This is a genomic window from Undibacterium sp. GrIS 1.8 (assembly GCF_040544445.1).
Classification (GTDB): Bacteria; Pseudomonadota; Gammaproteobacteria; order Burkholderiales; family Burkholderiaceae_D; genus Undibacterium.
The window spans coordinates 33,875-59,442 of sequence record NZ_JBEONQ010000023.1 but is presented as its reverse complement, the minus strand read 5'-3'; the positions used below and the strand labels follow the sequence as shown (position 1 = coordinate 59,442).

Sequence of the window (25,568 nt, the reverse complement as noted above, 5' to 3'; positions counted from 1 at the left end):
AAAAATGCACCGGGTCGGCGCAAACGAATGTGATTTTGCAGAATGCAACTATCTTACGCAAAAAACGTGCCGCTGATTTCTTGCAAATTTTTCGCTGGCCTCTCGCTAGCTTCTCGCTGATTGCGCATTGCCACTTCATCTCACAGTTTCTACGCCACGATTCGCCAGTTGATCCGCACGCTCATTACCCGGATGCCCGGCATGTCCTTTGACCCATTTCCATTCGATCTGATGAACACTGCGGGCAGCATCCAGTTGCTGCCATAAATCGACATTTTTTACAGGTGCCTTAGAAGCGGTTTTCCAGCCTTTCGCCTTCCAGCCTTGTATCCATTCCGTGATGCCTTTTAACACGTACTGACTATCTGAATGCAGCACAATCTGGCATGGTCTTTTCAGCACAGCCAAAGCTTGGATCACAGCCATCAGCTCCATCCGATTATTGGTGGTATTCCGCTCACCGCCAAATAATTCTTTCTCTTTTTCGCCTGCGATTAGTAACGCTCCCCAACCACCAAGACCAGGATTACCTTTGCAGGCACCATCTGTAAAAATTTCTATCTTATCCATTTTTTTTGCTGCGATTGGCCACCGGCACGGCATTGCCTAAGGCTGCTCGTTTGTGCTTCCATGCAGGGCCAATCAAATGCATTCCTTTAATTCGTTTAATTGCTTGTATTGCGTATACCGCGCCGAAATACGGCCACCAGCGCTGACCAGCATTCTCTATCAATCTGGCACGGTTGAGCCATTTTTCTGTGCGAAATGGAGGCGCATAACATCCGAAATCGGCATGATTGACTTCCATATTAAGTAATTTTAGCCAATCCTTCATACGCGGCACACTAATAAAATCGCCTTCTTCCGGTAAAAAATAACTTTTACCGATGCGTCCCGCTGCCTGCCTTGCACCCCATAAACTTGCGCGATTAAAGCCACAAATAATGACGCGCCCCTCTGGTATCAAAATCCGCTCTACTTCGCGCAAGACCTGATGGGGCTCGGCCACAAATTCCAGTACATGAGGTAACACCACTAAATCGATACTTTGCGAATGAAATGGTAATTCGCAAAAATCATGTGTTACAACAATAGGCGAACGGCTATTTTTCTGTTCCGCTTGAGTATTGCCTGTGATGACAACAGTATTCTCTTGGAGTGGAATTAAGACGTTATTGGTACGCCATTTATTCGGCATACGGCTGGCGCTTAGAGCATCGATTTGTGGCAAACCAATCTGCAAAGCATTGAAGCCAAAAATATCCACCGTCAAACGATCCAGCAAAGCTTGCTCCCACTGCATGATGTAAGCACCGGACGGCTGTGCTAGCCAGGTGCCTAGGTCTATAATGGAATTTTTATCTGTATTCATTGTGGAATTTATGCTTAGTGCAACTAGTACAAATGGGGCAATTGTGTCCGCCAGCGAGCTTACAAAAAACCGAGCCCTTAGTATATTGACTGTCCCGGCATTTGACGACAACTATCTATGGCTAATACACAATGGTACCTATGCAGTAGCGGTTGATCCTGGTGACGCAACGCCTATCTTGGCCGCACTGGATGAGCATAATTTACGCTTGTCAGCAATTGTGCTAACTCATCATCATCAAGATCATATCGGCGGCGTCCCGGCCTTGCTCAGACATCTATCCGTACCCGTATTCGGCCCCGCAAATGACAATATACAAGCGGTAACTCAGCACTTAAATCAAGGTAACGAAATTACGCTGCCCGGCATCAATTTAAAACTACAAGTGTTAGAGGTACCTGGACATACTTTGGGTCATATTGCTTACTTCGCCAAAGAGCAGCACTGGCTGTTTTGTGGAGATACTTTGTTTGCTGGCGGCTGCGGCCGTTTATTTGAAGGTACACCAGCACAAATGTTGACATCACTCGATCAATTAGCATCCTTACCAGATGACACTGCTGTGTATTGCGCGCACGAATATACGATGTCTAATCTACGTTTCGCCAAAGAAGTCGAGCCTGAGAATCTCGCTCTAGTTGAACGCATCCAGCGCGAGCAAGATAAGCGCGATCATGGTATTCCGACCGTCCCTAGTCAGATCGGATTAGAAAAACAAACTAATCCTTTTATGCGCATCAGAGAGGCATCTATTCAAGCGCGCCTGATCGCCGCTGGAAAAATTACTGCCGGCCAAGACGATGCCAGCAATTTTGGTGCTTTACGTGAATGGAAAAATCATTACCGATGAGAGTATTTGAAATAGTATTCAAAACAGTATTTCAAATAGCGCTTGAGAGATCGGCAAAGTAATCAAAGTTAAGCATCAAAAATCCAACCATCAAAAAATGTCTTTAGAAATCCCCTCAAAAAAACATCCTACACCAACTCTCGCATTGTTTTGTAAAGTCGTAGATAACTATGGAGACATAGGGATTTGCTGGCGCTTTGCCAAACAATTAGAACAAGAGCATGGCATCCAAGTCACTTTATGGGTCGACGATCTACGGAGTTTTCAGCGGATTTGCCCTGAGGTTGCCATTGACCTCGACCGACAAAAAATTGCGAACGTGACAGTACAACATTGGCGCGATCAAGACGGTGTATTTGTCGCCGATGAGATATCAGATATTGTGATTGAATTTTTTGCCTGTGACATACCGCCAGCGTATATTGCGGCGATGGCAGAATGCAATCCGCGTCCGGTATGGCTCAATCTGGAGGGTCTTACCGCTGAAGAATGGGTGGAAGGTTGCCATACTCTGCCGTCCCCGCATCCAAGACTGCCGCTGACCAAATATTTTTTCTTCCCGGGATTTACGAACAAAACTGGCGGTTTGCTACTAGAATCAAACTTGGAGCAACAACGTCAAGAATTTCAATCTGATCAAACTGAAATGGCAGCTTTTCTTGGCCAATTTGGCGTTACAGAGAGCGAGATGAGCTCGCTGAAAGTGTCCCTGTTTTGCTATCCGCAAGCGCCAGTGTCTGCATTGCTTAATACTTGGCAACAAAGTGACGTGGCAATGACTTGTCTGGTACCAGATGGTGTTGCTGCCGATGCGATTGCTGCGTTTATAGGACAAGAGCCAAAGGCTGGCGTATCCGCAACGCGAGGCGCATTAACTGTGCGTGTGTTGCCATTTATCCCCCAAGCTGATTACGATAAATTGCTGTGGGCATGTGATCTGAATTTTGTTCGCGGAGAAGACTCTTTCGTCCGCGCACAATGGGCGGGCAAACCTTTTATCTGGCACATCTATCCGCAAGACGAAAACTTACATCACGTTAAATTGAACGCGTTTTTGCAACGCTATGTAGGTACAGCAGCAGGTGCAGGTGCAGGTGCAGGTGCAGGTGCAGGTGCAGGTGCAGAAACTAATGCGGAAACTACAGCAAAAAGTTTGATTGAGTTCTTTCTAGCCTGGAATGGCGCTGCAAAAATGGAAGATAGTCACTTGTTGGCCAATAGCTGCGGAAATATCTGGCCACGATTCCGGGCTGACATACCAAAAATTGCTGAAATATCTAATCATTGGCGACAGCAATTATTAGAAAATGGGGATTTAAGCACCAATTTGCTCAAGTTTACTAAGGCGATTCAGCAAGCGGCAGTTTAGCTGTGGCTAAAATAGGTTAAAATACGCGGTTAATTTTCGACGTATTTTAAAACGACTTATCTAATTCAGTCAGATGTAGGCTTGCAAGGCTCATTATCTATCGTAGCCAATCAGTGACGACAGTAACTGACACCAGCAAGTGACAGATGATTTTTATGCAACCACCTTTTTACGTATATTCACTATGAAACCTGCAAAAGAAATTCGTGTTGGCAACATTATTATGGTCGACAGCAAGCCGATGATCGTTCTGCGTTCTGATGTCAATGGCTCCAGCCGCACGGGCTTCACCTACAAGTGGAAGATGAAGAATCTGCTGACCAACAGCCCTCAGGAAAACGTATTCCGCGGCGACGACAAATTTGACGTTGTTGTACTGGATAAAAAGCCTGTCACATATTCTTACTTCGCTGATCCTTTGTATGTATTTATGGACGCTGACTACGAGCAGTTTGAGATCGAAGAAGAAAATTTGGGCGATGCCCTGCATTACCTCAAAGATGGCATGGAATGCGAAGCAATTTTTTATGATGGCAAAGCGATTTCGGTCGAACTGCCAACAACGATCGTTCGCCAAGTTGTGTATTCAGAGCCAGCAGTTAAAGGCAACACATCAGGCAACGTATTGAAAGAAGCCAAGATTGAAAATGCGATTGAAGCGCATAGCCACAGCGTTCAAGTACCGTTGTTTGTTAGCCAGGACGATATGATTGAAATCGATACCCGGACTAACGAATACAAGCGCGTGATTCGTAACTAAGACGTAGTTAAGACATAACCAAGCTGTACTTAAGCTGCAATTAAAATATAGCAAAAAGGCGATTCATTTCGCCGCAAATAAAAAATGCCACCGGTCGTAATAGCTAGACCGGTGGCATTTTTTTCGTCTTTTTTTACCAGAAAAAAATTGATCGCTAATTAGTGAAAAAATCGTAAAAAAACATCAATAAGAATAGCTAAATAATAGATACTCCCCCTCGATTTTTATAAATATAGTCAATTGTCCAGACTTTGATTGGACGATAAAATATACTATATGAGAGTATATTCATTATCACTTTACAGCTTCATAAAAATCCGTACTGAAAATCTGAATTAAAACCGCAAGCGTTTTACTTCGCAGCGTCCGCTTTACTCATTATGATTTCAGCCTTATACGCCTCGGGCGCTACATTCTCTCCGGCGACTTTCTTCGGCTCCAGATTCACTAAAGAAAATCGATATCCGCCGTAATTAGCGTCTGCCGGCAAATTCATTGCCGCTGGTGCGGGGGTGCCAACCACCAGCAATGCTTCCGGCGTGCCGGGCTGACTGACTTTAAAACTCACTGTTGCCTGCCCTGCCCAAACACAACGCGTATTTGGCGGGCAACGACTGTCAGTAACCTCGGTCACCTCTATCGTCATGCCCTGTTTGGCAAGCTTGGTTGCTTGGCGATAGCTCAGTATGATCGTCGTTGGCGCAACCTCAGACACCGCAGAAGTGGCAGAGGTGGCGGGGGTGGCAACTGAAGCAGCTTTTTTATCGTTCATGTCGGTAGCAGGAGTAGCGCTGCAAGAAATTGTGGATAAGAGCAAACCAGCCATAGCAACGCTGATAGCTAAACCTTGCACATTAGTTTGTGAGCGAATTTTTAAGCGAGATACTATTTGAAGAGGCATTTCATATTCCTAGATATCGGCTGTATTAATCAACGCTAAAAAATAGCGGCGTATTACAAAAATGATCGGCTTACACAAAGAAGAAATTCCGTAGCGAAACTGGAGCAAAACCAAAATAAAACATGAATAAGCTACCACACTACCACAAGCCAAACGCATTGCAAATTCAACATAACTAGGTTTATCTAAGCATCAACAGGCGCAAACACATACTTCAACCCATAGTCGAAAAATGGTTATCGCAAAACATATTTGGTCTTTTACTTTATGCTGGCGACAAATTAAGATTATTTTCAAAAGAAATAGTCTCATCAGGAGTTACGAAAATAGTCAGCAGCAGTCGTGCCCACGTACATCATCAAAAATACGCCTGCATGTGCACGCATATGACGAAGAAGCACAGGCTCGCTGAGGCAGTTTAAGTAGGTCCTGATAACGATAAAAACCTCAATGCTCAGCAACGGCCAATCAACATTCTGGCACCAGCGGGCATAGTCTTAAAAAGATAGAGAACCCTATGCGTATTTTTAAACGAATCACCTCTGCATTAGCCCGAGCCATCCCGCTCAAGCAAAAAACGTACTTAGCTATTTGTACGGCCAGTTTGTTGGCCTTAACGCTGAGCTGGAGCACCCCAGGTATCGCCGCAGATTTACATTTACGTGTAGGTCTGGCGGCGGACGTAACGTCCTTCGATCCGCATTATTTAAATAGCGGCCCGAATAACGCATTCGCTTTCCATATTTTTGATGCTTTGGTCAATCTGGATAGCAATGGCCAACTGGTTCCCGGCTTGGCAACCTCATGGAAAGCGATTGACCCACTGACATGGGAATTCAAATTGCGCCATGGAGTCAAGTTCCACAACGGCACAGAACTGACTGCAGAAGACGTCATTTTCTCACTTGATCGCCCTGCCACTATCCTCAATAGCCCCGGCTCATTTACCAGTTACACCAAACAAATTGTCAGCAAACAGGCGGTTGATGCTTACACGGTACGCTTGAAGACTGCGACCCCATACGGCCCCTTGCCTTTAGATGTTAATTCGATTTTTATCGTGTCAAAAAAAGTCGCACAAAATGCCAGTACAGACGACTTTAATACAGGCAAAGCGCTGATCGGTACCGGGCCATTTAAATTCGTTAGCGCCAAGCGTGGTGATCGTATTGAACTGGTACGCAACGACAATTATTGGGGCGAAAAACCTCATTGGGATAAAGTGACTTTGCGCATACTGACCAGCGGCGCACCCCGGGTAGCAGCCCTGCTGGCGGGCGATATAGATGCAATTGAGAGCGTGCCGCCTGCCGACTTACCTAAATTAAAAACGAACGTCAAAGTTAAATTAGAACAAAAAATTTCTTGGCGCACGATTTTTTGGGCACTCGATCAACAAGCCCATGTATCTCCTGATATTACGGATAAAGCAGGCAAGCCTTTAACCACCAATCCACTACACGATATCCGCGTGCGCAGAGCAATTTCTAAAGCGATTAATCGCCAGGCCCTAAGTGACCGCGTTTTAGAAGGTTTGGCAGTCCCTGCTTCTAACATCGTAGCGCCAGGCATTTTGGGGTATGACGATACCGTTAAGGTCGAAGCTTACGACCCTGAAGGAGCAAAAAAATTACTGGCAGAAGCTGGTTATCCCAACGGTTTTAATATCACTCTGCATGGCCCGAATAATCGCTACATCAATGACGAACAAATAGTACAAACCGTGGCGCAATTTTTAAGCAAAATCGGCATACAAGCTAAAGTAGAAACGATGCCGCTGGCGGTATATTTCCCCAAAGCCTCCAAGGGCGAATTCAGCATTGCCTTGTTAGGCTGGGGCAGCGTGGCAGGTGATTTTGCTTTACGGACTTTGCTCGGAACAGCAAATCCAGAAACGGGCTGGGGCAGCTGGAACTGGGGCAAATACAGTAATCCGGCGCTAGATGATTTAATCCGTAGCTCCTTAGCATCAGTGGACGATACTAAGCGCCGTGATTTTGCTAAAAAGGCCATGGGCGTGGCTTTGCGCGATTATGCGGTTATCCCGCTCCACCATCAATATGCTACATGGGCGTTGCGAAAAGGCCTCAAATATGCAGCCAGAACAGATGAATTTACCTTTGCGCAGGAGTTCAAACCCGAGTAATTACCATTTTTTCCCCAAATAAGGAAAATTTATGTAAATAATTTACCCGTTTCTAAGCAGCAAGAGTATTTTAGGAGGTGTACCAGTTTTTTACTGCAAGCAAGACTACAAGATTCAGGATCGTAATCGATGTGCCAGCTACTTGGAATGAATTGCAATAATCCCGCCGAGATCACTTTCTCATTTGAAGGTTTCTCAGCGCGGGGCGGCCTTACCGATGAACATAAAGACGGCTGGGGCATCGCTTTTTATAACGACACTGGCTGCCGCCTGTTCACCGACCATTTATCATCGATCAGCTCACCGCTGGCAGAAATGATCAAACGTAATCCGATCAAATCCTGCAACGTCATCGCCCACATACGCAAAGCGACACAGGGCAATATCATCCTTGAAAATAATCACCCGTTTATGCGTGAGCTGTGGGGAAAATCTTGGATTTTTGCTCACAATGGCGATCTGAAAAACTTCCATCCAACGCTTAATGGCCTCAACGGTATATATCGCCCAGTTGGTGAGACGGATAGTGAGCGTGCGTTTTGTTATTTAATGGAAGGTCTGCAACAGCGCTTCCCTTATGCCAATGCAGATGATCTGCCGCCGACAGAAGCCTTGTTCGATGCAATTACCGAACTGACCAAGTACATTGCTTCGCACGGCATATTTAACTTCATGTTATCTAATGGCGATGCCTTGTTTGCCCACTGCTCCACCAATTTGCATTACGTCGTACGCGAGTATCCATTTTCCACTGCCGCACTGATTGACTGCGACAAGAGCATCGACTTCAGCAAGTTCAACAAACCAGACGACAAAATCGCCGTCATCGCCACCAAACCGCTAACATCGGACGAATCCTGGTGCGCCTTTCATCCAGGTGAATTAAAGATGTTTTTGGCAGGTCATCCAACCAAAGACACCTTAATCCCTACCGAACTATATGAAGTAGCCGAAGAGATTGCTTGATGACCCATACCAATCTTGGGGTTTGCGAAAAGCCCTATCTAATGATGAATCCAGCTGATTAAGTATTGATGTCAGCAAACTGATTCCTAGCGATACACACCAATCATCGATTTAGATATTTCCGCAGCAATCGCCAACTATTTACCTAAACGCACCGGCAACTCAAGCGCTTTTTCATCAAACGCGATCCGTGTTGCGAACTTGGCGCGCTTCATCGGAAAGCGCGAGTGGAAATGGCGCACATTACCAGACCCGGAAATCACTCTCCGTACAAACTGATAGTAAGCATCCATGTCAATCACATGAATCACCAGAAAATAATCGTATTCGCCGGAGACGAAATAACACTGCATCACCTCGGCTTCTTTGTTCATTCCAGCTTCAAATTCTTGCATGTGCTCGTCAGACTGATTGATCAGCGATACCTCTAAAAAAGCCAGCATGCCATATCCCAGTGCAAACGGATCGACCATCGCTACTTCTGCACTAATTATGCCAAGCTCACGAAGCTCTCGTATACGGCGCAGGCAGGTTGGTTGAGATATGTGTAGCTTGTCTGCCAAAACTCGGGTGGGTATCTGATTATCCTTCTGCAACAGGTTCAGAAGCTTACGATCGACCTTGTCTAGTGAGCGATATTGGGGCATATAAAAATCGTCTTATTTACGAAAAAAACAAAGAAAATAGCTTTGCTTATTAATTTTTCTGTTGTACCTTTTGCATATTCAGTTTTCTGAATAAGTCAGAGATACAGTAATGTTGTCCTACTTTTTTTAAACCTTAGGAGTATGTTCATGTCGTTCAAAACTAAAATGATTCCACTGGCTGGCGCAATTGCTTTCGCGTTTGCCGGTACTGCGGCTGCTCAAGAACAAGTTATTAAAATCGGTCACGTAGGTCCTATTTCCGGCGCGATTGCCCATCTGGGTAAAGACAATGAAAACGGCGCTAAAATGGCGATCGAAGAACTCAATGCTAAAGGCACTATGATCGCCGGCAAAAAAGTTAAATTCGAACTGCTGACAGAAGATGATGCTGCCGATCCAAAACAAGGTACAACCGTAGCACAAAAATTGGTCGATGCAAAAGTAAATGGCGTAATCGGTCACTTGAACTCTGGTACGACAATCCCGGCTTCTAAAATCTACAACGACGCTGGCATCCCGCAAATCTCCCCATCAGCAACAAATCCAAAATACACACAACAAGGCTACAAAGGCGCGTTCCGTGTAGTTGCCAATGACGGTCAATTGGGTGGCACTTTGGGTCGTTACGCCGTGCAAATTAACAAAGCTAAAAAAGTAGCTGTCATCGATGACAAAACGGCCTACGGCGAAGGTGTTGCAGCCGAGTTCATGAAGGGCGCTAAAGCCAAAGGTGCTGAAGTTGTTGTTACTGAACATACGACTGATAAATCAACTGACTTCAGCGCGATCCTGACCACAATCAAAGCGAAGAATCCAGATGTGATTTTCTTCGGCGGTATGGATGCAGTTGCAGGTCCGATGTTGCGTCAGATGAAAGCACTTGGCATTACTGCTAAGTTCATGGGCGGCGATGGTATCTGTACTACTGACTTAGTGAAACTGGCTGGTGACGGCATTGGCGAAGGTCAAGTTGTCTGCGCAGAAGCCGGCGGTGTTTTAGATGCACAGAAAAAAGTGTTGGATGACTGGAAAGCAGCTTACAAGAAGAAATTTGGTTTGGACGTTCAAATCTACGCACCGTATGTGTACGATGCTGTGATGACGATGGTTGATGCGATGCAACAAGCTAAATCAGCAGAACCAGCAAAGTACCTGCCTTTCCTGGCTAAAATCAAGCACAAAGGTATTACTGGCGACATCGAATTTGATGCTAAAGGCGATATCAAAGACGGTACATTGACTTTGTACACATACAAAGGCGGCAAGCGTGAGTTGCTGCAAGTTGTAAAATAATTTGGTGCTGTCGTGATTTACACAGACTGATTTGTCAGTCTGTATCGTAAAAGTACTGCAAACAAAAAACGCTGCAAACCTTACAGGCTTGCAGCGTTTTTATTTCTCGATCATCTTAAAAACTCAACTGATTGAACCCTGTTTGACTCAAACAGACTGAATTACACTGACTTCGATTTAGACTTAGCTCAATTCAAAATTACTTCGTCGACAAAATCCACTTAACCAAAGTACGCGCCTCGGCTTCAGATACCTGCGGGTTAGCCGGCATCGGGACTGGGCCCCACACACCACTGCCACCAGCAATGACTTTTTTGACTAAGGTATCTTCTGCCGTTTTGTCACCAGCGTATTTTTTAGCAACATCTTTATATGCAGGGCCCACAACTTTATTAGCAACAGCATGACAAGCCATGCAGTTTTTAGATTTTGCCAATTCTAGATTGGCCATTGCCGCACCAGAGACCATCGTCGCTAAAAGTGCGCTTACTGCTAACAAAGACTTGTTCATTGCTCTCTCCAAGTTAAAAAATTATCGTTTCATTTTACTGCGTTTTACTTATTTTAATGCGTTAGCACAATCAAAGAACGTGTGCGCTCAACATAAGGTTGACCATAAGCAAAATTACTCCTAAGATTTGGCAAAAGGAGTCATCATGCCCCTCATCATTGTTACCGCGTTGTTGTTTTTACTTAAATATTTAGAAGTGAGCTTCTTGAATAGCATCTCTTGGTGGTGGCTAGTCGGATTGGCGTTCTTTGCATTTTTATGGTTTGAATTTTTTGAACGCATGCTAGGCCTAGACAAACGAAAAGATCACGCTCACTTTGAAAAAATTAAAAACGACCGTATTAAACGGACCTTTGATAAAAAGAAGTGAAGCACCGGACTAAAACATCCAGTACCAGAATTTACTTTTGCGGCTAATGTGCTAAAAGTAATGACGTCGTGTAGCACTAAACGACAAACCACATTTGCATTGATTAAATAGAATACCCTTAGTGAGTATATTTTAATCGTCCAAAGGTTTACTGATTAAACCGCCATTTTCAATAAAAATAATGGGGAGTATATTAAAATTCTTAAATTGATCCGCTCCAGAACTGCATAATATAAAATCCCAAAAATTTAAACGACTTAGCTTATTTGAACTTAGCCAACGTTATCCCGCTAAGCATTTTTATCCATCGAGCCTAGCTTACTTGCGTGAAACCATCTATAGATTAGCTGATTCATGCATCGATCAGATGCGGTCCATATGAATCTGGAATTACGACAACTACGTTATTTTCTCGCGGTAGCAGAAGAAATGCATTTTGGTCGCGCTGCGGCTAAATTACACATGACGCAACCACCGCTGTCACAAACTATACAAGCGCTTGAAGCTACTCTTGGCACTGCTTTATTTACCCGCAGCACTCGTAGCATCGCGCTGACCGCTGCCGGGCTAGCACTGCTGCCAGAGGCACGCCGCATACTTCAGCAGGCACAGGGCTTGCCCGCACTAGTACAACGCGCAGCAGCTGGCGCTAGCGGTCATTTGTCGCTGGCATTTGTGTCCATCGCCGACTACAGTATCTTGCCACCCTATCTGCGAACATTCCGGCAAAGTCATGCGGCTGTGCAGATTGAACTGCGAGAGGCAACCAGTGATGTTCAATTAATCGCTCTGGAGAAAGGTGAAATCGATGCTGGCCTGATCATCCCGCCGATACCAGATCGTTTGCGTAATCTGTTAGCCTACCAAAAAGTCTTGTCCGAGCCGTTGATACTGGCAGTACCGGAAAGCTTTGCGACAAAAACACACGACGTCTCACTATTGGATTACCAGCATCTGCCTCTAATTATTTTTCCACGCAAAATTGCGCCAGCTTTACATGACTTAATACTTGGCTGCTTCCGAGAACTCGGGTTGACCCCGGCAATTAGTCAGGAAGCGATACAAATGCAAACCATCGTCGGCTTAGTCTCCGCTGGCATGGGCATCGCGCTTGTGCCACAATCTGTCTCGAATTTAAAACGTCCCGGTGTGACTTACCTAAGTCTGCCGCAAACTAGCCATGTGGTAGAAATCGGCGTGGCATGGCGTAAAGATAATACGTCTCCCGTGCTGCAGGCTTTTTTAACCGAGATTTTCCGTTAGGATTTGAGCTAATGGCAGATGCACTTTTCGAGGCAGTTTTGATGTGAGTTTGTTGTAACTAAGGCGCTCATGGCTAGCCGTGAGCAACGAAGAGCATCAAAAATGACCGGAAATGCCCCGCCAGCACTCAAATAGCACCTATAGTGCGCCTAATAAAAAATTTCGGTTCACCTTATTACAAACGAAAGAGTAGCTATGCTGATTCACCCCAACCCAGATCCAGTAGCATTCCATTTAGGACCTGTTTCTGTACACTGGTATGGACTGATGTATCTGGTCGCGTTTATACAATTTGTCTTGCTAGGCCGGGTACGCATTCGCTCACCGCATATTGCAGCTCAGGGCTGGAAAAACGAAGACATTGATGACATGCTGTTTTATGGCGTGCTCGGTGTTGTCCTGGGCGGGCGCATCGGTGAATTTCTGTTTTACCGGCCAAGTGAATTGATCAGCAATCCCTTAGAAATACTGATGGTCTGGCATGGCGGCATGTCATTCCACGGCGGCTTTATCGGCGTTTTGATTGCGATGTTCTTTTGGGCGCGCAAAGTGGGTCGACCATTGGTGAATGTATTTGATTTCATCGCGCCACTGGTGCCGCTAGGCTACGCTGCGGGGCGCATCGGCAACTTCATCAACCACGAACTACCAGGTCGGATTGCTTCAGTCGATTTACCATGGGCAATGCAATGGCCTGGTGTGGATCACTTGGTACATCCGTCGCCAATTTATCAGGCCTTAGTGGATGGATTGTTGCTGTTTGTCATTTTGTGGATATATGCCCGTAAAGCGCGGCCACCACTGGCTGTCGGAGCAATGTTTGTAATGCTGTACGGCTGCGCACGATTTTTTACCGAGTATTTCCGTACGCCGGATTGGCAAGTGGACTTAGCAGGCATGACCATTTCTGCCGGACAAATACTTTCGCTACCAATGATTATTGGCGGACTGGTGATACTGGTGTTTGCATATAGAAAATCAGCTAAAGCCTAGGTAACATTGTTACGGCATTATCGTCGGATCAATCTCTGATCGAAACGATAGTGCCGTTAAAAAGCTCAGTCCAATAACTTCATGATGACTGCCCATTCTGCGGCAGTCACTGGCGTGATCGACAAACGACTCCCCTTCTGTAATACCAGCATATCTGCCAAGGCGCCATGAGTGCGTAGCTCTGCCAGGCTTAATAAACGCGTCTTGCGCAATGCCCGGATATCCACCATCATCCAGCGCGGATTTTCTTGCGACGCCTTGGGATCAAAATAATGACTTTGCGGATTAAATTGTGTGTGATCGGGATACGCGCTGCTAGCAACTTCAGCCAGCCCAGCAATACCAGGCTCTGCGCAACTGGAGTGATAAAACAGTACTCCATCACCAAGCTTCATTGCATCACGCATAAAGTTACGTGCCTGGTAATTGCGCACGCCAAACCAGGCTATCGAGGATGCAGATAAAGCGTCATCAATGCTCACTTCATCCGGCTCGGACTTCATTAACCAATATGCCATAACAATATACTCCCCGTAAATTTTTACAAAAATGCCTTATTGTCCAATGATTACTTGGACGATTAAAATATACCTATATGAGTATATTAAATACCAAAGCATCTTAGTTGCATCCTGGCCTGACGATATCTAAGAGCCGACCAAGCGGATATTGGCACAACACGACAAGTATCACTAAAGAAAAATTAGCTTCTAAGACGTTACGCCGTTAGACAAACTCGCATCACCTTTGCTCAGTCATGCGTCGAAAAAACAAGTCTACAAACAATTAGGACTTACGCAAAATTGTCCCAGCAAGGCGCAGCGACGACAGTACATTAGTACGGCTAGTCGCCGCAACGCTTTGGGGCGGTTTTGCGTAAGTCCCAATAAAAAAGCACTCACAGCAAACGCTGTAAGTGCTCTGGAATAAGTCCCCACCAATGCCGCTATGCCGGCATCCTGAACCAGGAGGTTCAAGTTGGCCACAGTCGGTTCAACTTCGGGTTCATCGGACTAGCGACGCTCACACCTGTCGAACAATTCCCGCAGCCTGTGCACATAAATGGTTCAAGGAATATATGGCACTGGCGAACACGGTAGGGAATTTAAGTTTACTCCTATCCGCGATGTCGTACAGCTTTTTTTAACTCTTTTTGATTGATTAAACCAATACAAGCACGGTTCAAAATAGATTTTCTTGGGGTGTCAGTGCTTTGTCCAACACCTCATGCATATGATTAATTTTTTGCTTGACGTCTGCAATCGACAATCCAGACAACGGTCCCTCTGGCGATTTGGTCGATAGCAATTCTGCCGTAACACCCAAAGCTGCCATTACTGCGATTCTGTCGTTGCCTTTAATCTTGGCGGCGTCGCGGATGGTGCACATTTTCTCGTTAAGGTAAGCGACTGCAGCCAGCAGTGCTTTGTCTTCGCCTTCTTTACAGCTGAGCTTATACGCTTGTCCCATGATGCTGACATCTAGCTGGATCACATTGTCTTTCATGCGGCATCCTTATCTGAATCGTTCTCAACTGGTAGTTGCGCAAGCAAAGCTGTTACACGTTCGTGTGCTTCATCCATACGTTGATGCATCTCACCATTTTCTTCGGTCAGAGCAACGATATCGCGCCGCAGCTCAGCGTTCTCACGGCGTAAAAAATCGGTCAGCTCTGCGAGCCGTGCGACTTTTTCAGCAAGTAATTCAAATTCAGAATTCATCTCGTCACTAGGTTGGTAAAAACGTGGCAAAAACGCGGAAAGAGCGCGGGCTAAACAATACCAACTAAATTATAAATTGAAACGTCACTTTATAGCATTTCTACCAGAGCACCATCACTTAATATCAAAGCCGCTTTAATTTTTTTATCCTTATGCATATCGTGCAGCGCATCAGCGTAGGTTTGTAATTGGGTCTGGTAGTCTAGTCGTTCAGATTCTAACAAAGCCCGCTTGTAATCGAGAATCCATATTTCGTCTTTAAAAACGACCATTCGGTCCAGACGTAAAAGCTGTTGCTGGAACAAAACATCCATCTCATTGCGGGCATACACAAAATGGACAGGATTGAAGTATTTTTCCAGCGTCGCCTGACTCAATATTACCAAAGCTTGTTGTCGTATAGTGGCAGCGATATTACCCGCACAAGGCAGCCAGGCAGCAATCGCCTCCGCCTCAGGAACAACGACAGGCCATGCTTGTACCTGATTGGTCAATCGCTCTAATAAGGCATGCAGCGCAATGCCCTCCAGCTGCGCGTCACTTGGGACTGGCTCAGGCTCGGCTCGGGGCAAAGTCAGATTGGGAGGATTAAATACCTGCAAGCTAAATTCGCCTTGCGATTGCTGCACTAATGCAGCGTTGACCGGCACATTCACTTGGCCTACTTGTTGCAGCCGATCATACCAACTATCTTGAATCAAGCCGATGATGACATCCCCGCCTTCATCGATCACGGCGCTCTTCGTTTTTTTGTCGCTAGCAATACCACTGAGTATCAATAAATTTTTAGCGCGAGTGGCGGCGACATACAGCAAGTTCCAGTTCTCTTGTGCGGCTTGCGCCTCCTCTTGCGCGAACAATGCATCCCGCGCTGCACCACGCTGATCCTTGCGTCCGAAGACAGAAAAATGTCTGGCCTCGCCTTCTTGCAGTGGCCATTGGCATAATATGCCGACCTGATCTTTGGCGGATTCGCTATGGTTAGCATCGAGTACAACAACGACTGATGCCTCCAGACCTTTGGCACTATGGATGGTTAATATTCTTACTGCGTCGGCTGCATCATCTACTGCCGACTCATCAGGCGCATCGCCTTCCCCTCCATTTCTAAACACATTAAGGGCAGCAATAAACTTAGGCAAGCTAGGATAGCGCCCGGCATCCATGTTGAGCGCCAGTTCTAAAAAGGCATGAATATTCCCTATGACTTGATGTCGCTCTGCAGGGCTAGCAAGCTGCGCGTAGCGCGACAGCAATTCGCCCTGATGCAAAATCCGGTCAAGCAAATCATGTACGGGCAAATCATGTGCCGCTTGCATCCAGTCTTGCAATAACCCTGCTGCTCTGGTAAAAATTTCCTGCGCTACTACCGATGATGATGATGATGATGATGATGCACTAGCTTGCAAACGCTTCCACCAGGATGCTTCTGATCGCTGCGCTAACGTGATCAGGTCATCGTCAGTCGCAGAAAAAATCGGCGACTTCAGCACATGTGCCAACGCACGGTTATCGCCCGGCGTCATCAAAAATCCCAGCAAAGCAATCAGATCTGCAACTTCCAAGGCTTCCAGCAAACCACCTCGCCTGCTGGATACAAACGGAATACCAAGTTCACGCAGAGCATTTTCATACGCAGCCAGATGAGTACGGCGCCTGACCAATAACATGACTTCTGACCAGGGTAAGTTCCCCAGTTGCTGCCGCGCCAATAGCAGAGCTTGCGCGACCTGACGTCCCTCCTCCAGCCGGCGACTATCCTCTTCTTCAATCATTGGCGTGGTAAAGGGATTACGTAAAGTAAGGCTTAAGGATTGAGTCTCGCCGCTAATATCAGAATCTTCTTTACCTTGATTCACCGTACTAATCGATGCACTGATTAAGGGTAAACGCCACACTTCACCAATCGCTGTAGAGGCGCTGGTTTGTGCCAGATAGATTTTATTTTGGCGCATGCTGTCATTCAAGACCGACACAATCTCGGGCGCATTTCTGCGAGTCTGGTTAGTGCGTAGCAGTTGTGCGCCATGCCGCGCCAACATTTGTCTTGCAGCAGAGAACACACGTGGTTCTGCACGGCGAAAACGGTAAATTGACTGCTTAGGATCACCAACGATGAAGACCGTTGGCCGCGCCACGTCGTTACCATAGGCATCTAGCCACGCTTGGACGATGCCCCACTGTAAAGGATTGGTATCCTGAAATTCGTCCAGCAAAATATGCTTGTAACGCGCATCTAGCCGGCTATGTAAATATGCTGCGTATTCCTCATTGCTTAAAAGCCTGTAGGCTTGCCATTCCAAATCGGCAAAGTCAAATACTCTCTGATCCGATTTCAAAGATTGATAGCACTCCAGATAAGCTGCACCGACTTTAAACAAGGCCTGATTAATGGTGAGTACCATTTTTTCACCGCTACGCCGACGCAACAATTTGAGCGTTTCTGCAATGACCGTACACTCATCATCAAAACTGGCAACACTATCTGGACCTAACCATTTTTCGATAGCGATGAGTAAATTTTTTGTTTTTGTATTGGATCTATTTTTGCCATCAGCACCAAAAAACTCATGGCATAAGGCATCAAATCTGTCTAAGTTCGGGCCTGCGCTCATAGCGGCTTCTATCGCAGTCGCACGCTTTTGATTGGTCGCGGTACCCTGCCCTAAACATAATGCGATTGCATTAATACGCTGACATAGTTCTTGGTCATCCCACAAGGCCAATCGCGGATCGACCTCTGCATCAGCGCCGCACATCTCGCGCAGCCAGTCCAAGGGATCCCCCTCAAGCGCATGTTGATTGGATGCCCACCATTCCGCACGTTTATCTAAAAATGCATCCAGCATTTTCTTGGTATTGAAATCACCCAACTCTTCGTACAAGAGTAATAAGGCATGACGCACATCCTGATTCTCGGCATCAGTCAGGGATTGCATCAGTTGCGCATAAGCCTCTCTTTGTAAGTCAGCAGTTGCCTCTAGCAAGCTAAAACCATGGGGCACGCCTGAGGCCAGCGGTGCTAACTGGATCAGGCGTCCAAACCAGCTATGAAAAGTGTCCATCGCTAACGCTTGCGGGCTGGATAAAATCTTATCGTAAAGACGTCGCGCTTTAGGCAAAATTGAGGGAATATCGTTTTGCTGTATCCCACGTTCTGTCAACAATTGAATAGCCGCAGTCTCATCAACTAAGGCTAACTCGCGTAACAGTGCCATCAGGCGCTCACGCATTTCTTGCGCAGCTTTGCGGGTAAAGGTAATCGCCAATAACTCACCAGGCTCAGCGCCAGCCAGCAACAGGCGCAACATACGCGCTACGAGTAACCATGTTTTGCCACTACCAGCACAAGCCTCAACTACTACTGACAATTGTGGATTACATGCGGTAGCAGTGAAGCTTACAGCGTCGCTGCCATGTCCGTTAATTTCATAGGCTTGAACATCGTCTTTTTCTGAAGAATGGGACGACGAAGGAGATAACATCATGACCATGCGCCCTTGCGGCATAGTCCACGCATTTCGCAATACTGGCAGACCAATTCTGTACCTTGTGCTGGCAATGGTGTGTTATCTCTGATTGCCTGCATATTACTTTTGATATCCACTTCCAATACATTCGTCCAGTCGCTAAAATTATCGGCAGCGGCGGCACCAATTTTGCCTTTGTCTAATTCCAACGCGACATAGCTTGCGGCAGCGATCGTCTGATTTGCCAGCAAACCATAAAAAGGTAATTGCTGATCCTCGCCTTCTTTTAATCGCTTGATTAATGCGGTTTGTGTTTTAGTTTTGTAATCCAAGACCGCATACTCACCGTATTGGTTTTTATCAATCCTATCTATCCTGCCTCGCAAAACGATGCTCGCATCTTCACCCTGATCTGACCAGATCAAAGTTCGCTCGCGCCAATCCTCACCGATTTCAAATTGCCAGCCATCTGCCTCACGCTGATTAGCCCAGGCGACATATTCAGGTATCACTTTATTCCAGCGCACGCTATATCCCAAGGCTGCAGGACTGCGCTTTAAAATATCGTCAAAACGTTGGGTAGAAATATCCCTTAGTAATTGGACTCTGTCTTCCGGCTGATGCGCAGATAATTGATCGTGGTAAGTTTTAAGAATCGCGTGTAACCAATCGCCGTAGTCACGTTTTTCGGGCATGTCTGACAATTCATCCAGCGCATCCAGACGCAACATCCGTCGGGCAAAAAACTGATAAGGACATGCAAGCAAGCTGCTATATCCGCTGGAGGATAAGGTAGTTGGCGCTAATATAGCGGCAGCTGGACGCGGTTGTTGTAGGGTTTCTGATTGCAGATTCACAGTCGACAACATCGGATGATGTTTGAGAAGCGCCTCGCTGCCATTGCGCTCCAGCGCCAGATTCAATTGCGCCAGCCAAGGGCTCACAGGATTATGCTCACCTTGCTGCTGACCTTGCCATGACAAAACCACTTCTGGATTGGATAGCAATAACTCGGTAAAGTCTCTGAGCTGTTGTTGCTGCCTTTGCTCACGGGTCGTCAAACCACATTCGCGTCTGACTGCATTAGTGAAGAATAAAACTTCCTGTGCTTGCGATGGCAAATGTGCGGCATCTGCGCCGACCAGCAGCACCGCATCAAATCGTCGCAAGCGAGCACCGTTCAGCGGTAACATAAATACGCGCTTATCTATTCTGGCGGTAATATAAGGTGCATTTTCCAGCTGTAAATTAATAAAGGCACGCCACTCCGAAAAGGAGAACGTTGCCTCCATCTGCTGACAATCTTCCGTCAACGCTTGCAATAACTGAATAATTTGTGAGCCTGCACTGTCTGCTTGCAACTGTGGATGCATGCCTGACTCGTAAAGCATCTGTATGCTTGCCCGACTCCAATCAGAGATACTTTTACGTCCGCTGAATCCTGCTGCCTGACGCGCAAGCGCTGCGATCCATTTGCGCTCGTCGGGCTTACTATCCAGCGTGGATAAAATTGCCTCCCAGCCACCGAGAACATTAGCGCGACGCAAGGCCAGTTCGATATGCATCACCGCATCGGCCTTCGCATTCATGTCAATCACCGCATCGATCCGAGCAGCGTCTTTTGCAGATACGCCAGGCAAGCCACCAGGTAAGTAAGGCGACTTCAACAGATCCAGCAATGCCATCGTATCGGCACGTGTGGCAACCACTTCAAACCAAGCGGCAATCGCAGCAGCAGCCCGGGTCGTCGAGAGTTTCCAGCCAGTTTCATCTGCAACAAATACCTGTGCTCTTTCTAATAAGGCCCGGATACGACGAGCTACCACGCGGTCTTGTGCAATCACTGCAATGCTCTGGCGACCCGCCTGTAACCAATCAATAATAGTCTGCGCGCCTTGCTGCGCCTCGTCTTCAAGCGAACTCGCCTCACATAAGCGAATATGCGATACGTCAGCCTGATCCAGGGTAAATTGCTGCTGGCCGCTGTTAACATCTTCAAATAAATTCGGCCAGGCAGATGCGTATGGCTGCGTAATGGATTTGGCGCGCCAATCCAGCAAGATCATTAAGAGTTTTTTCTTTTTAGAATACACATCTAAAAACGCTTGCTCCAGTGCGTTCGGTGCAGTTGGGCTGATCCAGACTAAAGGTTCCTGCGCTTGCTGCGCAATACGCAGCCATTGCTGATGCGTTTGTCCGATGGCGTCATGTTCATCCAACTGACTTTGCCAAATAGTCCAGACCAGTTGCGCTTCTTCCGATAAGATTTTCTGCGTTGGCTGCGGCAACTGTGCCAAGGCAGTATGCCAGCGCTGTGTCGTTTGCTCTCTGTCATCTAGTACGGAAGCTAACAAGGCCTGCGTCAGCTCGTCCGATAAGCTTAATAAGGTCTGCGCCAGTGGCAGCAAGTCCGTATTGCGTCTGGCAGTAAATAATTTCTTCAGCCAGGCATGCTGCCTCAACCCGGCATACAAACTCATTAGACGCTCGCTCGGTGCGCTGACTCTTTTATGGGTTTGTGGCGGCAACATCTCCACCCAGGCAAACATGGTTTGTATGCGAGGTGGAATAAAATTAATCTGCAGCTCTTGTGCCAAGGCTTTTAAAAATAATTGCGCGTGTTCAAAAGTAGGTACCACAACACGCACAGCAGAATAATCATTCGCCGATGTCAGCGGCCAGACTGGTGACACTACATCAAGTACAAAGCGATGTGCAGCCTGTTGCCAGAAGTTGCCGGATGCCGCAATTAGCTCAGTGGAAGATCGCATGGAGTTTCAAGAATTTTCGTGATTTTTTAGTGAACGACGGGCTTTAGACAGGTGCATTTTATGCGACAGACTACGCAATTTCAGAGCTTGATCCCACTTTTATAAAAAATAGGTTATTATTTGACGCATAGTTTGCCACTAGACATCACTGAATCCAGTGTTGCACCGTTCAAAAGCATTGAATTTGTGCAGATCGCCTCCAGATATTAATTGTTCTACCGGAAGCGTCATCATCGATGATGTAGATCAAAGATTCTACCAGTCGATTTCAGTTATTATTTCTGTGGCGCTGTACCCCCCTTAATTTTTCCCTCGAATGAGGATTCCATGAGCGAAAACATCAAATATGTAAGCGATGCTTCCTTTGAAGCAGACGTGTTGAAATCTGACAAACCAGTTTTAGTCGATTTTTGGGCTGAATGGTGCGGTCCATGCAAAATGATCGCCCCGATTCTGGAAGAAGTAGCAAAAGAATACGATGGTAAGATCATCATTGCAAAAATGGATGTCGATGCAAATCAAGCTGTTCCAGCTAAATTTGGCATTCGTGGCATTCCTACTTTGATTTTGTTCAAAGATGGCGCTGCTGCAGCACAAAAAGTCGGCGCATTAGCAAAAGGTCAATTGACTGCATTTATCGACAGCAATATTTAAGATAGTTTAAGTTACAGAATATTCTTAGATAAGTAAGGTAGAATGCACAGCAATAAAAAGATGAGCGGCGCTAAGGCGTCGTTCATTTAGATTTAAAAACGTTTTTACAAAAACGCGCTTTAAAAAAATATTTTAAAAAAACAAATCGACAATCAATTTTTTGTTCGCTCTCAAAAAAATAATGAGAAGTTGCAAAAAATAGCAGAAATCCTAAAAACACCATCCTGTAGTTCACCTCTGTTCACTCCCCCACCTACTTATCCCATCCCGGGACACTCAACATGCACTTATCAGAATTAAAGGCGTTACACGTCTCAGCCTTGCTAGAAATGGCCATCGGTTTAGACATTGACAACGCAGCACGGATGCGCAAACAAGAACTTATGTTCGCAATCCTAAAAAAACGCGCCAAATCCGGCGAACAAATTTTTGGCGATGGCGCCTTAGAAGTATTGCCAGACGGCTTTGGCTTCTTGCGCTCGCCCGATGCCAGTTACATGGCATCTACCGACGATATTTATATCTCTCCTTCACAGATCCGACGATTCAACCTGCATACAGGCGATTCGATTGAGGGTGAAGTCCGCACACCAAAAGATGGCGAACGTTATTTCGCCCTGGTCAAAGTGGACAAGGTCAATGGCGAAGCGCCAGAAGCCTCCAAACACCGTATTCTGTTTGAAAACTTAACACCGCTGCATCCAAACAAAGTCTTGCAATTAGAACGTGATATGCGTGGTGAAGAAAACACCACTGGCCGTATCATTGATCTGATCGCCCCTATCGGCAAAGGCCAGCGCGGCTTATTAGTAGCGTCGCCTAAATCCGGTAAATCCGTCATGCTGCAACATATTGCGCATGCCATTACCACCAATCATCCAGACGTCACGATGATCGTCTTGCTGATTGACGAACGCCCGGAAGAAGTGACTGAGATGCAACGCTCCGTACGCGGTGAAGTTGTTGCATCAACATTTGATGAACCAGCCACCCGTCACGTACAAGTCGCTGAGATGGTGCTGGAAAAAGCCAAGCGCCTGGTCGAGATGAAAAAAGACGTAGTCATTCTGCTCGATTCAATCACCCGTCTGGCACGTGCTTACAATACTGTCATCCCTGCCTCCGGCAAGGTATTGACCGGTGGTGTCGATGCAAATGCGCTGCAACGTCCAAAACGCTTTTTCGGTGCTGCACGTAATGTAGAAGAAGGCGGCTCGCTGACCATCATCGCCACTGCGCTGATCGAAACCGGTAGCCGTATGGATGACGTGATCTATGAAGAATTCAAGGGTACAGGCAATATGGAAGTCCATCTGGAACGCCGCCTCGCCGAGAAGCGCGTGTACCCAGCGATCAACCTGAACAAATCCGGCACACGCCGTGAAGAGTTGCTGATCAAGCCGGACCAATTGCAAAAAATCTGGATTCTGCGCAAGCTGCTGTATAGCATGGATGAGATTGAGGCGATGGAGTTCATCCTCGACAAAATGAAGGCGACTAAAAACAACGCAGAGTTTTTTGAAATGATGCGTCGTGGCAATTAAGTCTGAATAAACGATATTCGTTTAAGACTGATAGTCAGTAGCCGATCGAGCCATCTTTTTAGATGGCTCTTTTTATTTGGGCGGTTAATTCGAAACACGAACTGAATCAATAAGAGATTTGATACTGACTCAGTTTTAGTCCCGATCTAAATTAGGCTTTTCTGGCTCTTGCCACTAGAAACTTAATTTCAACTTATTAGCTAAATAAGGTAGCGTGGATAGCGCACCCCAACGACTTTAATCGCAGGACTCTAAATACCTTGGCGCGTCCGATTTTCTCGACACTGAATTTACTGCCGCCCTGTCCTCTTACATTTCAAGCGGACACAAATTGATCAAGATATCTCCGCCATAAAATTCCATTGGCAGTTTATTTTTTGCGATTAGGCCGGGATTGTCCTGTAGGCACACCAGAGATAGTATTTGAGTTCTGACGGCACATTTTCGGTGATTTTTGAAGTTCTTCATTGCATATAGTTCGCCGCGAGCGCCTCATTCACATCAAAATTGCCTCGAAAAATGCATTCGCCATCAGCTCAAATCTTAATGAAAAATCTCGGTTAAAGCGTCATCCACGCAGCACTTTTTGAAGTTTTTCCAAGCAAAACCTATCAATAACATCTGCTTGCACCAATGTTTTTGTTTCATTTGCTTTATACAACTTGGTTGGCTTTACACCATACGAATATTTCAAAAAATCTTAAAATCGAAGCTTACAAGCGCCTCACAATCACAACCGCTTGTCAGATTAAATTAACCAACCATCTAAAAGCTGTAGCTGGCCTGTGAATATAATGTATCTTACAGAACACGCCACCGTCAGAAATTAGATTAGGTCTAAACTAGAACCGCAAAAAATTTAACAGGATTAAGAGTGAAAAAGGTAAATAATTGCTCAGGCTTTACGTTGATTGAGGTCATGATCACGATTGCTATTGTAGCGATCCTAGCTGCAATAGCGGCACCGTCATTTCAGACTATGTTGCTGAATAATCGACTATCTGCCCAGAAAAATGCTTTCATAAATGTAACTAATTTTGCCCGTTCTACTGCACTGACTAGAAATGCTAAAATTAATATTTGTCCTTTTAGTGCTTTAGGATCCGTCAACTGCGGCGCTGCCTGGAGCGCTGGGTGGATCGTTTTAACAGTACCGACATCGGGTGCACCTACGCTCCTACAAAGTTACCAAACAGGGCCTCGCGACCCAAAACTAACGGCGATTGCGTTTAATGGTGTAGTTGCATCAAATTTGATATTTGATTCACGTGGTCTGGCGACAACGCAGTCTAACTTTGTAATCTGTGACAGCCGTGGATCAAGTTACGCAAGCTCGATACAGGTTTTATTAACAGGTTTCGCACAGGCGGGACCAACTCCCGGTCAAGCTATATGGGGTGGTGCAATAACATGTCCATGAATAATAAAATTACATCCCTCAAAACGACAAAGCACGAAAGTGGCTTCTTGCTTATCGAAGTACTGGTCGCTTTTGTCGTAATAGCGTTTGGTATGTTGGGAATCGCAGGCATGATTACGATAACTCTTAAATCGAATAGCTCCAGCTATATCAAACAACAAGCGGTGCAATCAGCATACGACATTGCCGATAGAATTCGAGCTAACAGCGTGCAAGCCATAGCAGGAAGCTACAATGTTAATAATGTTACTACAGGCGCAGCCTCGGCAGTATCCCCAGCAACTCCGGCCATCGATTGTGGAAGCACAATCTGTACTGATGCACAGTTAGCAACTTACGATACATGGTACTGGCTTGCGAAAGATGTTGCACAATTACCAAATGGCAGTGGGTCAGTAGTGACTGTGCCATCTGGATCAAACACACTTGTAACAATCACCGTCCAATGGGATGATGCGCCTGCACAAAAGACACTTGGCGCAACAAGTACGCCCTCGGGGGCTTCAGCCAACTTGGCACAATTCACGATTCAAACCATTTTATGAAG

23 protein-coding genes and 1 other RNA gene are annotated in these 25,568 nt (G+C 46.1%); 13 read left to right on the top strand and 11 right to left on the bottom strand.

Annotation, left to right across the window (positions count from 1 at the left end; translation table 11 throughout):
• Positions 1-135: 135 nt before the first annotated feature.
• The gene (gene rnhA / locus AAKU64_RS12590; RefSeq protein WP_354332158.1) at positions 136-570 is read right to left on the bottom strand and encodes a ribonuclease HI; all 435 of its coding nucleotides are present in this window, start codon (positions 568-570) and stop codon (positions 136-138) included.
• Positions 563-1,372 (bottom strand): class I SAM-dependent methyltransferase, encoded by an 810-nt coding sequence (locus AAKU64_RS12585; RefSeq protein WP_354332160.1) that lies wholly within the window; start codon positions 1,370-1,372, stop codon positions 563-565. The genes rnhA and AAKU64_RS12585 overlap by 8 nt, the downstream gene beginning before the upstream one ends.
• An 85-nt stretch (positions 1,373-1,457) precedes the next feature.
• On the opposite strand from AAKU64_RS12585, the gene gloB reads away from it, so the two are divergent.
• The 3 genes from gloB (at position 1,458) to AAKU64_RS12570 (ending at position 4,351) form a co-directional block, all read left to right on the top strand.
• Complete coding sequence (gene gloB, locus AAKU64_RS12580) at positions 1,458-2,222, top strand: hydroxyacylglutathione hydrolase (protein ID WP_354332162.1); 765 nt, start codon at positions 1,458-1,460, stop codon at positions 2,220-2,222.
• 97 nt (positions 2,223-2,319) lie between these two features.
• Positions 2,320-3,591 (top strand): elongation factor P maturation arginine rhamnosyltransferase EarP, encoded by a 1,272-nt coding sequence (gene earP, locus AAKU64_RS12575; RefSeq protein ID WP_354362203.1) that lies wholly within the window; start codon positions 2,320-2,322, stop codon positions 3,589-3,591.
• A gap of 184 nt (positions 3,592-3,775) precedes the next feature.
• Positions 3,776-4,351 (top strand): elongation factor P, encoded by a 576-nt coding sequence (locus AAKU64_RS12570; RefSeq protein WP_322118025.1) that lies wholly within the window; start codon positions 3,776-3,778, stop codon positions 4,349-4,351.
• A gap of 352 nt (positions 4,352-4,703) precedes the next feature.
• Here AAKU64_RS12570 and AAKU64_RS12565 read toward each other — a convergent pair whose 3' ends face one another.
• A complete protein-coding gene (locus AAKU64_RS12565; RefSeq protein ID WP_354362202.1) occupies positions 4,704-5,252 on the bottom strand; it encodes a hypothetical protein in 549 nt (182 codons plus the stop codon).
• A 517-nt stretch (positions 5,253-5,769) separates the two neighbouring features.
• Here AAKU64_RS12565 and AAKU64_RS12560 point away from each other — a divergent pair.
• Together AAKU64_RS12560 and AAKU64_RS12555 are read left to right on the top strand one after the other, a co-directional pair.
• Positions 5,770-7,398 carry an ABC transporter substrate-binding protein gene (locus AAKU64_RS12560; RefSeq protein ID WP_354332168.1) on the top strand — a complete coding sequence of 543 codons (1,629 nt, stop codon included), beginning with the start codon at positions 5,770-5,772 and terminating at the stop codon, positions 7,396-7,398.
• Positions 7,399-7,527: 129 nt separating this feature from the next.
• Positions 7,528-8,364 (top strand): class II glutamine amidotransferase, encoded by an 837-nt coding sequence (locus tag AAKU64_RS12555; protein ID WP_354332170.1) that lies wholly within the window; start codon positions 7,528-7,530, stop codon positions 8,362-8,364.
• 137 nt (positions 8,365-8,501) lie between these two features.
• Here AAKU64_RS12555 and AAKU64_RS12550 read toward each other — a convergent pair whose 3' ends face one another.
• A complete protein-coding gene (locus AAKU64_RS12550; protein WP_354332172.1) occupies positions 8,502-9,011 on the bottom strand; it encodes an Lrp/AsnC family transcriptional regulator in 510 nt (169 codons plus the stop codon).
• A 147-nt stretch (positions 9,012-9,158) separates the two neighbouring features.
• On the opposite strand from AAKU64_RS12550, the gene AAKU64_RS12545 reads away from it, so the two are divergent.
• Positions 9,159-10,304 (top strand): branched-chain amino acid ABC transporter substrate-binding protein, encoded by a 1,146-nt coding sequence (locus AAKU64_RS12545; RefSeq protein ID WP_354332174.1) that lies wholly within the window; start codon positions 9,159-9,161, stop codon positions 10,302-10,304.
• Positions 10,305-10,503: 199 nt separating this feature from the next.
• On the opposite strand, the gene AAKU64_RS12540 is transcribed toward AAKU64_RS12545, so the two are convergent.
• Positions 10,504-10,815 carry a c-type cytochrome gene (locus tag AAKU64_RS12540; RefSeq protein WP_354332176.1) on the bottom strand — a complete coding sequence of 104 codons (312 nt, stop codon included), beginning with the start codon at positions 10,813-10,815 and terminating at the stop codon, positions 10,504-10,506.
• Positions 10,816-10,960: 145 nt separating this feature from the next.
• Between AAKU64_RS12540 and AAKU64_RS12535 the strand changes: the two genes are divergently transcribed.
• The 3 genes from AAKU64_RS12535 (at position 10,961) to lgt (ending at position 13,441) form a co-directional block, all read left to right on the top strand.
• Complete coding sequence (locus AAKU64_RS12535) at positions 10,961-11,185, top strand: TIGR04438 family Trp-rich protein (RefSeq protein WP_354332178.1); 225 nt, start codon at positions 10,961-10,963, stop codon at positions 11,183-11,185.
• 378 nt (positions 11,186-11,563) lie between these two features.
• Entirely contained in the window at positions 11,564-12,448 is an 885-nt protein-coding gene (locus tag AAKU64_RS12530) for a LysR family transcriptional regulator (protein ID WP_322121524.1), read from the top strand.
• Positions 12,449-12,643: 195 nt separating this feature from the next.
• The gene (gene lgt, locus AAKU64_RS12525; protein ID WP_354332180.1) at positions 12,644-13,441 is read left to right on the top strand and encodes a prolipoprotein diacylglyceryl transferase; all 798 of its coding nucleotides are present in this window, start codon (positions 12,644-12,646) and stop codon (positions 13,439-13,441) included.
• A 65-nt stretch (positions 13,442-13,506) separates the two neighbouring features.
• Here lgt and AAKU64_RS12520 read toward each other — a convergent pair whose 3' ends face one another.
• From AAKU64_RS12520 to AAKU64_RS12495, 6 genes are all read right to left on the bottom strand, one after another.
• Positions 13,507-13,959 carry an EVE domain-containing protein gene (locus AAKU64_RS12520; RefSeq protein ID WP_354332182.1) on the bottom strand — a complete coding sequence of 151 codons (453 nt, stop codon included), beginning with the start codon at positions 13,957-13,959 and terminating at the stop codon, positions 13,507-13,509.
• 409 nt (positions 13,960-14,368) lie between these two features.
• Positions 14,369-14,547, bottom strand: a non-coding RNA gene (gene ssrS, locus AAKU64_RS12515) — 6S RNA.
• Between the two features lie 76 nt (positions 14,548-14,623).
• Positions 14,624-14,935 carry a cell division protein ZapA gene (locus AAKU64_RS12510; RefSeq protein ID WP_322121523.1) on the bottom strand — a complete coding sequence of 104 codons (312 nt, stop codon included), beginning with the start codon at positions 14,933-14,935 and terminating at the stop codon, positions 14,624-14,626.
• Positions 14,936-14,943: 8 nt separating this feature from the next.
• The gene (locus AAKU64_RS12505) at positions 14,944-15,162 is read right to left on the bottom strand and encodes a DUF904 domain-containing protein (RefSeq protein WP_354332183.1); all 219 of its coding nucleotides are present in this window, start codon (positions 15,160-15,162) and stop codon (positions 14,944-14,946) included.
• 89 nt (positions 15,163-15,251) lie between these two features.
• Positions 15,252-18,650, bottom strand: coding sequence for a UvrD-helicase domain-containing protein (locus AAKU64_RS12500; RefSeq protein WP_354362201.1), 3,399 nt, complete (start codon positions 18,648-18,650; stop codon positions 15,252-15,254).
• Entirely contained in the window at positions 18,647-21,403 is a 2,757-nt protein-coding gene (locus tag AAKU64_RS12495; protein ID WP_354362200.1) for a PD-(D/E)XK nuclease family protein, read from the bottom strand. The genes AAKU64_RS12500 and AAKU64_RS12495 overlap by 4 nt, the downstream gene beginning before the upstream one ends.
• Positions 21,404-21,730: 327 nt before the next feature.
• Between AAKU64_RS12495 and trxA the strand changes: the two genes are divergently transcribed.
• The 4 genes from trxA to pilV all read left to right on the top strand — a co-directional run bounded on the left by trxA (position 21,731) and on the right by pilV (position 25,566).
• Positions 21,731-22,057 carry a thioredoxin TrxA gene (trxA, locus tag AAKU64_RS12490; RefSeq protein ID WP_322118059.1) on the top strand — a complete coding sequence of 109 codons (327 nt, stop codon included), beginning with the start codon at positions 21,731-21,733 and terminating at the stop codon, positions 22,055-22,057.
• 281 nt (positions 22,058-22,338) lie between these two features.
• Entirely contained in the window at positions 22,339-23,601 is a 1,263-nt protein-coding gene (gene rho, locus AAKU64_RS12485) for a transcription termination factor Rho (RefSeq protein ID WP_354332189.1), read from the top strand.
• 874 nt (positions 23,602-24,475) lie between these two features.
• Entirely contained in the window at positions 24,476-25,021 is a 546-nt protein-coding gene (locus AAKU64_RS12480; RefSeq protein ID WP_354332191.1) for a GspH/FimT family pseudopilin, read from the top strand.
• Positions 25,018-25,566 (top strand): type IV pilus modification protein PilV, encoded by a 549-nt coding sequence (gene pilV, locus AAKU64_RS12475; RefSeq protein ID WP_354332193.1) that lies wholly within the window; start codon positions 25,018-25,020, stop codon positions 25,564-25,566. The genes AAKU64_RS12480 and pilV overlap by 4 nt, the downstream gene beginning before the upstream one ends.
• Positions 25,567-25,568: the final 2 nt, after the last annotated feature.

What these genes read in the sequence shown, in the direction of transcription:
- rnhA (WP_354332158.1), bottom strand. Translation starts at nt 570, where the DNA reads ATGGATAAGATAGAAATTTTTACAGATGGTGCCTGCAAAGGTAATCCT.
- AAKU64_RS12585 (WP_354332160.1), bottom strand. Translation starts at nt 1,372, where the DNA reads ATGAATACAGATAAAAATTCCATTATAGACCTAGGCACCTGGCTAGCA.
- earP (WP_354362203.1), top strand. Translation starts at nt 2,320, where the DNA reads ATGTCTTTAGAAATCCCCTCAAAAAAACATCCTACACCAACTCTCGCA.
- AAKU64_RS12570 (WP_322118025.1), top strand. Translation starts at nt 3,776, where the DNA reads ATGAAACCTGCAAAAGAAATTCGTGTTGGCAACATTATTATGGTCGAC.
- AAKU64_RS12565 (WP_354362202.1), bottom strand. Translation starts at nt 5,252, where the DNA reads ATGCCTCTTCAAATAGTATCTCGCTTAAAAATTCGCTCACAAACTAAT.
- AAKU64_RS12560 (WP_354332168.1), top strand. Translation starts at nt 5,770, where the DNA reads ATGCGTATTTTTAAACGAATCACCTCTGCATTAGCCCGAGCCATCCCG.
- AAKU64_RS12555 (WP_354332170.1), top strand. Translation starts at nt 7,528, where the DNA reads ATGTGCCAGCTACTTGGAATGAATTGCAATAATCCCGCCGAGATCACT.
- AAKU64_RS12550 (WP_354332172.1), bottom strand. Translation starts at nt 9,011, where the DNA reads ATGCCCCAATATCGCTCACTAGACAAGGTCGATCGTAAGCTTCTGAAC.
- AAKU64_RS12545 (WP_354332174.1), top strand. Translation starts at nt 9,159, where the DNA reads ATGTCGTTCAAAACTAAAATGATTCCACTGGCTGGCGCAATTGCTTTC.
- AAKU64_RS12540 (WP_354332176.1), bottom strand. Translation starts at nt 10,815, where the DNA reads ATGAACAAGTCTTTGTTAGCAGTAAGCGCACTTTTAGCGACGATGGTC.
- AAKU64_RS12535 (WP_354332178.1), top strand. Translation starts at nt 10,961, where the DNA reads ATGCCCCTCATCATTGTTACCGCGTTGTTGTTTTTACTTAAATATTTA.
- AAKU64_RS12530 (WP_322121524.1), top strand. Translation starts at nt 11,564, where the DNA reads ATGAATCTGGAATTACGACAACTACGTTATTTTCTCGCGGTAGCAGAA.
- lgt (WP_354332180.1), top strand. Translation starts at nt 12,644, where the DNA reads ATGCTGATTCACCCCAACCCAGATCCAGTAGCATTCCATTTAGGACCT.
- AAKU64_RS12520 (WP_354332182.1), bottom strand. Translation starts at nt 13,959, where the DNA reads ATGGCATATTGGTTAATGAAGTCCGAGCCGGATGAAGTGAGCATTGAT.
- AAKU64_RS12505 (WP_354332183.1), bottom strand. Translation starts at nt 15,162, where the DNA reads ATGAATTCTGAATTTGAATTACTTGCTGAAAAAGTCGCACGGCTCGCA.
- AAKU64_RS12500 (WP_354362201.1), bottom strand. Translation starts at nt 18,650, where the DNA reads ATGATGTTATCTCCTTCGTCGTCCCATTCTTCAGAAAAAGACGATGTT.
- AAKU64_RS12495 (WP_354362200.1), bottom strand. Translation starts at nt 21,403, where the DNA reads ATGCGATCTTCCACTGAGCTAATTGCGGCATCCGGCAACTTCTGGCAA.
- trxA (WP_322118059.1), top strand. Translation starts at nt 21,731, where the DNA reads ATGAGCGAAAACATCAAATATGTAAGCGATGCTTCCTTTGAAGCAGAC.
- rho (WP_354332189.1), top strand. Translation starts at nt 22,339, where the DNA reads ATGCACTTATCAGAATTAAAGGCGTTACACGTCTCAGCCTTGCTAGAA.
- pilV (WP_354332193.1), top strand. Translation starts at nt 25,018, where the DNA reads ATGAATAATAAAATTACATCCCTCAAAACGACAAAGCACGAAAGTGGC.